This window comes from Streptomyces sp. NPDC006384 (assembly GCF_042870695.1).
Classification (GTDB): domain Bacteria; phylum Actinomycetota; class Actinomycetes; order Streptomycetales; family Streptomycetaceae; genus Streptomyces.
Map to the genome: position 1 here is coordinate 1 of NZ_JBIAHR010000052.1, position 7,614 is coordinate 7,614.

The window sequence follows — 7,614 nt, forward strand, 5'->3', positions numbered from 1 at the left end:
GCGCGCGTCCTCCTCCGGAGGAACGACGCGGCGGACCTACGGCCCGCTGGGCATTGGACTCCGACGGAGTCCAGACTCAGGTCCACTCCGTGGCCCTGAGGTGGCTAGGTCGCACTGTCTCCTCTCAGTGGCGGTGAGAGTGCCGGCCCACTCCGTGGTCCAGCCCTCTCTCCTCGTGTAGTCGAGGGTATCTGAGGAGCGCTCAAACCCACAGGTAAACAGGAAAGTTCAGCGGCTAAAGGATGGTTGGTTGCTGAGGTCTGGCACCAGAGTCCACTCCGTGGCCTCCGGTGAAGCTGGCTAGGAGGGTGGGGGTGGCTCTCGCGTTGCGAGCGCCGGCCGGTCTCGTTCGGGTGGACTGGGACGGACTGGGTGGTGTCACCCTACCTCGACCCGCTAGCCTTGTCACAGAATTACAGACAGGGGGGATCGGCAAAATCGGCCCCCACCCCTACAAGCCTCAAGCCCTCGGGTTCTGACCTTGGTCACATGGCCTGGGTCGGTGATTCAAGGTGGGCCTGGGAGGGAACGACGATGCGCAACAAACAGACCCAGGCACGGCCGGCCGACGAGGACAGGCCGTGCTGAGCGGCGCCCTGCCCGGACTGGGCGCGGTACTGGGTGCTGACTGGGCGTGGCTGTACGACCATCAGTCTGAGGCGGTTGAGGCGGTCATGAAGGCGTACACGCCCAAGCCTGGGTCGCGTCGCAAGCGGCATGCTGCGCAGATCCATCTGGCCCCTGGGCTGGGTAAGACCCGGATCGGGTTCATGGTCGGTGATCGGGTGGCGCAGCAGGGTGGGATGTTGTTCGCGGTTCCCACCCGCGGGTTGCTGGAGCAGACGTACTGGGTCGCCAGGGCGGCGGGGCGTAGCGGGCCTGTGGTGGCCGTGTACGCGGACCGTGATGCGGGGCTGGTGGGGATGGAGCACGCGGGGGTGCGGGTGACCACCAGTCCTCGTGTGCTGGCTCAGCTCGTGCACCGATTTCGTGCGGCTGGTGAGCCGTACACGGTGTTGACGACGTACGCGAGCGTGGAGGCGATCATCGCGGCGCACAAGTTGCGCGAGGATCGGGACGGGCTCGCAGCGTTGCCGCCGTGGGATCTGAAGGTGCTGGATGAGGCGCACCATACGGAGACTTCGAAGCAGTGGGGGCGGATCAACTCGCATCGTCTGGTGCCTGCTGTGCACCAGTTGGCGATGACCGCGACGCCGCGGCTGATCGGGGCGGTGACTCGGGACGCGCGGGGGCGGCAGATCAGTACGCCGCCGGTGCGGATGTCGGAGAAGCTGCACGGGCCCGTGGCCTACCGGATGGGGCTGAGCGAGGCGCAGCGCCGGGGCAAGCTGGCCCGGAGCCAGGTGGTTGTCGCGGAAGTCGACGAGGCGCGGCTGCGGGACTTGGTCGCGGACCAGGGACGCGGCGACGAGATGGTGCAGGCGGAGCTCCTGGCGTCGGCGGTGGGGGCGACGCTGCGGGCGGCCGGGAAGTTCGGGTGCCGCCGAATGCTCACCTACCACCGCACGGTGGCGGGGGCGATCGCGGCAGCCGAGGCGATGCCGGAGCAGTCGCGGCTCCTGCACGACCAGGGCACGACGGCCCCTCGCAGGGTGTTCGCCGTGGCTCTGCACGAGGAGGTGCCGGCCAGCGAGCGGGCGAAGGTGCTCGAGGCGCTGGCGGCCGGCACCGATCTGGACGGCAATGAAGTGGATCTCGTCGTCGTGTGCTCGGTGCGCGTGCTCAACGAAGGCATCGACGTTCCGGCGGTGGACGCGGTCGCCCTGGTCGAGCCCCGCCGGGCGCAGCATGAGCTGCTGCAGATCGCCGGTCGGGCGCTCCGCTTTGACCGGGACAATCCAGACAAGACGGCGTCGATCATCGTGCCGGTGCTGCATCTGGAAGGGCCGGCGGACGAGGAGGTGAAGACGGCCGACTGGGACCCGGTGACGAACATGCTGCGGGCGGTGGAGTCCTACGAGCCCGATGGTGGGGCGGCCTCCATCGAGTCGACCAGCCGCTCGCCGCACTCGGTCCTCACGGACGCCGAGGAGCGGCAGCGGCGCGAGGAGCGTGCGCGGGAGTTGGCGCAGATGCTGACGCTGACCCGGCAGCGTTCGATGCGGGCGGTGGTGGACTGGCTGAGGATCAGCGTGGTGAGTGATCCGGCGAGCTGGGACATCGAGCGCGTGATGCAGGCCGCGACTGCCTACCAGGCCAAGCACGGAACGCTGAAGGTGCCGGCCGATTGGGAGGAGGACGGTGTCCAGCTCGGGGTGGAGCTGGACAAGCTGCGGCGTAAGGCGCGCGCGGACAGGGATGACCTGGCGCGCTTGGCTGAGGAGTTGGGCGATGCCGAGGCGGCAAGGGCTGAGTGGATGCGGCGCGGGCCGCGCGTCCACCCCGACCTGGTGCAGTTCCTGGCGGAGAAGGGCTTCGTGTGGCAGCCGCGCGCGGAAGGGCGGGGTCTGCTGCTGGCCGCCGCCCGGGCCTACGTTGAGGAACATGGGCACCTGCTGCCTCGCCGGGACGAAACCGTGGACGTCGACGGTGAGGAGGTGGCCATCGGGGCGCTGCTGGCTGAACGGCGTCGGCCGGGCGTCGAGGACCCGGAGCTCGACAAGATCGGGGGGCTTCCGGCCGCTGAGGGGATGCCGCGGCCTGCCTCCTGGGCGTGGAGGGTCCCCGAGAGCAGGCCGTGGACAGCCGCCTGGCACCGCCAGCTCGTACGCCTTGAGCGGTTCAAGCACGAGGGCGGGACGCGGGCCGAGCTCCTGCACGGGAGCCGGGTCTACCGCGGTGAAGACCTCGGGAAGTGGCTGTGCGAGCAGCACGTGCGGTGGAGGGAACTGCACGAGGAGCAGCGGGTGGAGCTGGGCAGGCTGCGGATGGGGCCGGCGGTGGGAGACGCGCGGCTGACCTCGGCGGTGCCCCAGGCGCGGCGTGGCCGCAAGGAGCGGCTCATGGAGATCGTGATCGCCGCGCAGCGGCACATCGCCGAGGCCGGGCCTCTAGTCGACGAGGCGGGACAGATCCGGGTGGCGGCCGGCTACCGGCCGCAGGTGGGTGGGCGTGAGGTGCAGCTCAGGAAGCGGCTATATGCCGCGCGTGAGAGGTACGCCAGCTACCCGCCGGAGCTGCAGGCCCTGTTCGCAGGTCTCGGCCTGCCGTGGGCAGATACAGCGGATCCGGGAGGAGCATCCGGCTGATCCCTCAGCCCCGAGCTGTAAGAGTTTGTAAGGGTGCACTTTGATCTCTTCGTATCCCCAGGTCAGGTCGCTTAGTGCGCTACCTTCGGCCGCCCGGCTCAGCTGTCCGAGGTTGCTGTGACGGGCGGCAACGGCCGGCGACGGACGGTGCGCAACCTGTCCGTTCGGATCCGCGCGGTGATCTGGGCCCGCTGATAGCGGCTGGAGGATGCCGGCCAGTGCTGCGGGGCTTGTGAGCTGCCGTCGCTCTGGTCCGGGTAGAGGGCAGACCAGTCGGCGACCCAGGTACCCGCCGCCGTGCCTGCCGGAGCGCAGTATCGGGCCAGTGCCTCTGCCGTGATGTCCTCGTCCGTGCCCAGTGTGTGGCGGTGGCCGCGCAGGGTTGCGGCAAGGTAGCGGCGGGCCTCGGCCAGGAGGTGCTGGCGGCTGAAGCTGCCGCGCATCGTGGCGACGATCGCGGTAATCTCGACGGCCGCCAGGCCGACGTCGATTTGCGGCCGCACCGGCCTGCCCGTCTTCTCAGCAGCGTCTTGGGCCAGTCGAAGCAGGTTCTCGGATCCCAGAATGGCGGCCGCTGACCGGCGCCAGTGTTGGCGCAGCACCGGCAAGGGGAGCGGGGTGTGTTTGTCGGGCCCGGTGTCTTCGGTCGCCCAGCGAGCCAGCGCGTGGCGGGCGCGCTCGCCCGGGGGATGGCCATGCTTGGCCTCATACCAGGTGATGAGCCCGTCGGTGTAATCGGCGATCTCCTGACGACGGCTGGACTTCCATGAGATGAGTTCCTGCGGGATGCCGGCGATCTCCCACACGGGGCGTGAGCCCGCCGTGACCTCCCGAGGTTCCCAGGTGACCTTGAGCCGCTCGGTGATCTCTTCCATGAGCAGCAGAGAGAAGAGTGTCCCGGCCGCGACCGCGTATCGGAACAGCTCCGCGGTATGAAGGTTTCCCCACTTCCCGTCGGGACGCCGGACCTTGACGGACACCAGCGCGTGATCGGTGAGCAGCGGTGCGCCCTGGACGTTGTCGAACTGCCGGAACACGGCCACCACCAAAGCATCCGCTGCAGCCCTGTGCCGGCCTCCGTCCCCCCACCGCACCTGTGCCACCGCCTCTTCGATCCAGGCGATCGTCCGGTCACGGGCGATGGTCTGGGCGTCCTCGATGGTGGCACGGGTCTGCGCATCACCGAGGGCCCACAGCAGATGGACCGTCGGCGAACCACGGAACTCCAGTGCGACGGCGAGAAGCGGCCGGGCAATATGGTTGACCGGCCGGCCCAACAGCGTCGCCTGCCGGACCGTCTCCGTGTTCTGCCCGGCCTGCGTGAGCGTTGCCTCGATCTGATCCGCCTTCGGATGTATGCCCTTGCCGAAGAGCAGCTCTGCCTGCCGCTCGGTCACGGCACTGCCAGGATGAAGGCCCATGGCGGCAAGTCCCCGGCCCACCCAGAGGCCGGACCGCACCCCTGCCTCTTCGTGTCCCGCCCGATCGAGATACCGGCGCCAGGAGACCGGCCCCACCCTCTTGATGTCCAGCATGGCGCCCAGAAGACACCACCTCGTCCATGCCCCGAAGAGCAGACGCCCGGGCATCCCGCAGGGCGGGCGCGTATTGCCAAATATTTGCCGTGCCGCCCACCAGGCGGGCTGGCGCGCGGCAGGTCGGCTTCCCCGCCAGCGAGGGTCCGCCTCGCCTCCCGTCTGCCGTGAACTGCCTGTGCGTCCGCGGAGAGCGCGCTACAGTGCTGAACGGAGCCAGGCTCGGCAAGGCCGGACTCCAGTGGACGGGTTCGCGAGACCCGCCCAACTGACTGCTTCAGCAATCAGTGAAGGGTGACCAGGGGCCGGCTATATGCCGGTCCTTCCCCTTTACCCATCCCTCGCCCGCGCCCAGGCCGCTCGACATCCCTCCGCCCGCCGGGCTGCCCGCTACGGCGGGACCCCGGCCGCCATGCCGCGCGCCCGCCTGCCCTGCCCGCCTGCCGCCGCCGGCCCTGCCCGCGGGCGGGCCGGCTTCAGGAAGCGGCGCGGAAGACCGCGGCGGGACCGATCACGTCGGGGCCGACTGGCGTCCCTAGAACCCGGGCATGAGGGCCGAGTCCGCCCATGCCATCAGCCCGTCAGCCGAGGAGGCGTGGCGGTTGGTCGGTCTCACCCCGACCTGACCACCACGGTGGGCCCTCGCTGCGGTAGCAGCTCGGCGCGCAGCGGTCGCCCATCCGCCGGTGTTGCGGGGGCCTGCCCTCCCGGCCCGGGGAAAGGCCTTGAATGATCCTTGTCTGCTGGTCGAATGTTGGAGCGGGGCTTCCCAGGAGCTCGCGCATCGGAGCAGGGAGTACAGGAGATGCCGACGGAACTCAGAGTCCGAGCAGGCCAGGAGTACCTGTCTTGCTCCCCGCCAGTGAACCGCGGCAGAACAACCCCCGCACGGCGGATCCGAGTCCTGGAGGACCCGGCACCGGGATGGCACAAGGCGGACATTGTCACCGTCCTCAGCGACGGTAGGGAGGTCAACCCGCGCCGCATCGAGATCAGCCAGTTGCACGCCTCTCTCACGACCCTGCGTGGAACACCGCGCAGGGTCGGGTACTACCTCGTCGCATCCACCCCCGGACGAGCAGCCGCCGCCTCTGCGTCTCATCCACGTCGTGTGCGCCTCTTCGGCGGCCGCAACGTTCATGCAGCCCGTGCCGCCGCGCCCCCTGAACCGAGCGAGGTGCCCGCAGCACCCGTCCCGGCGGGCGATGTGCTCTTCGACTGGTCTCCTGCCGCAGAACACCGCCCGGCTGACGCGTCCGTCACCGCTTGCGACTACTACCTGGACGCCGATGCCCAGAACCACTGGTTGACCGGTACTGCCCCTGTGACCTGCCCGGCGTGCGCCCGTGCTCTGGGGCTGGAAGTCTCGCGGTGAGCGAAGACGGACCGGACGAGCGCAGCCGCGCGGCCGACGCAGTGCCCCCGGATGCGGCCGGGGTGCCTTGGGCCATCGGTGGGACGGCTCTGGTCGAGGAGTGGATGGCCGACTCCTCCTGGGGCACGGTGCCCTTGAACCGGTTCGTCTCCCACGTGGACGTCGCCATCAACGGGTGCCCAGCTCGCACACTCTGGCGCAGCCCGTATCCCGTACGGCCGCTGCCCTCACAGCCGCCCGTGGCCGGTCTGCCACCACTTGAGGAGGCCTTGTTCAACATGTGGCATCCGGCGTGGCTGGAGCTGGCTGACGTATGGCGGCTGGAGGGCCGGTGGCTGGCATCCTGGCGGGTACCACGCGCCAGGTGGTGACGGTGACCCGGCTGCGGTGACGTGTCCAGGCACCTGGTGGTGCGCGCCCGCCGCGACACGGACCGCGCGGGGCGTCATACGGGGAAGTCCTCCAGCCAGGCGATCCAGCCACCGTCGGACGCCCGGCCGAGATGGAGGGCTGGCACGTGCCCGGCCTCGCGGGCGCAGATCCGGCCGTATGTCCCGTGGCGAGCGGGGCAGAGCAGGGACACTGCTTCGGCAGTGAGGATGGTGAGGTCCTCCGGAAGGCGCTGTCCTGCGGCGGTGGCGCGGGCCTGCGCGCCACGGCGGCGCTCGACCTCGTCCAGGTGTGAGGCGGTCAGGCGGAGCCAGCGCAGGTCGGAGTCTTCCTGATCTCCACCGGGGGTATAGACGCACTGCCGAGATCCGTGCTCGTCGAGCTCGTCGATGAGGATCATGCCGAGCGACTCCAGCAGACCGCGGGAGCGGGCGTTAGCCGCCTGGGTGACAGCGACGACCGGACCGCCGTCGGGTACCGTCGCTGTCCACCAGCGGACGACGGCGCCGACCGCCTCCCGTCCCAGGCCGCCGCCCCAGGCGGAGGGCAGCAGCTGGTAGGAGACCTCGGCCCGGCCTTCGCACCGCGGGTCGGCGCCGATGCCCACCAGTCCGACCGCTCGGCCGTCGGCGACTCGGACGATGGCCCAGGCACCGGGCGTGTGCGGGTACGCGGCCTGGCAGGCGGCGACGCGCTCGGGGGAGGCAGGGCCGCCCAGGTAGGCGCGGACCCTTTCGTCGGTCAGCAGCTCGCGGACGACGTCGGCATCCTGGGGCGTGACCGGTCGCAGGAGCAGCCGGTCGGTACGCAGTTCAGCGGGCCAGATGCTGTCCAGGGCGACGTCGAGGGGGTTCATGCGCTCAGCCTCGCAGGCGAGGGTGCCGCCCCGGGCCGGCTCCGCACCACGGTGCTCGGCCGGGAGGGAAGTCGGTTCCGGGCCTTCCAGTGGGGACGAGCTTCCCGGCCGCCCGGGCGCATGGCCGGCTCGCGTTCATCGGTGGGCGGCGGGAACCGGCCGGGCCTGACCCTGCCGTGCGCTGCGTTCACACTGAAGGGCGACGTTGAGGTGGTGGCGGGTGACGAGGGGAAGCAGGCCGCCCAGCCG

Annotated in this window: 4 protein-coding genes; 2 read left to right on the plus strand and 2 right to left on the minus strand. The window is 70.3% G+C overall.

Features of this window, described 5'->3' with window-relative positions; translation table 11 throughout:
* Positions 1-581 precede the first annotated feature (581 nt).
* Positions 582-3,209 (plus strand): DEAD/DEAH box helicase family protein, encoded by a 2,628-nt coding sequence (locus ACFYOJ_RS36100; RefSeq protein ID WP_356557847.1) that lies wholly within the window; start codon positions 582-584, stop codon positions 3,207-3,209.
* A gap of 98 nt (positions 3,210-3,307) precedes the next feature.
* On the opposite strand, the gene mobF is transcribed toward ACFYOJ_RS36100, so the two are convergent.
* The gene (mobF, locus tag ACFYOJ_RS36105) at positions 3,308-4,744 is read right to left on the minus strand and encodes a MobF family relaxase (RefSeq protein WP_356557845.1); all 1,437 of its coding nucleotides are present in this window, start codon (positions 4,742-4,744) and stop codon (positions 3,308-3,310) included.
* A 1,371-nt stretch (positions 4,745-6,115) separates the two neighbouring features.
* On the opposite strand from mobF, the gene ACFYOJ_RS36110 reads away from it, so the two are divergent.
* A complete protein-coding gene (locus ACFYOJ_RS36110) occupies positions 6,116-6,490 on the plus strand; it encodes a hypothetical protein (RefSeq protein WP_356557843.1) in 375 nt (124 codons plus the stop codon).
* Between the two features lie 74 nt (positions 6,491-6,564).
* Here the strand turns inward: ACFYOJ_RS36110 and ACFYOJ_RS36115 are convergent, their stop codons facing one another.
* The gene (locus ACFYOJ_RS36115; protein ID WP_356557842.1) at positions 6,565-7,365 is read right to left on the minus strand and encodes a GNAT family N-acetyltransferase; all 801 of its coding nucleotides are present in this window, start codon (positions 7,363-7,365) and stop codon (positions 6,565-6,567) included.
* Positions 7,366-7,614 lie beyond the last annotated feature (249 nt).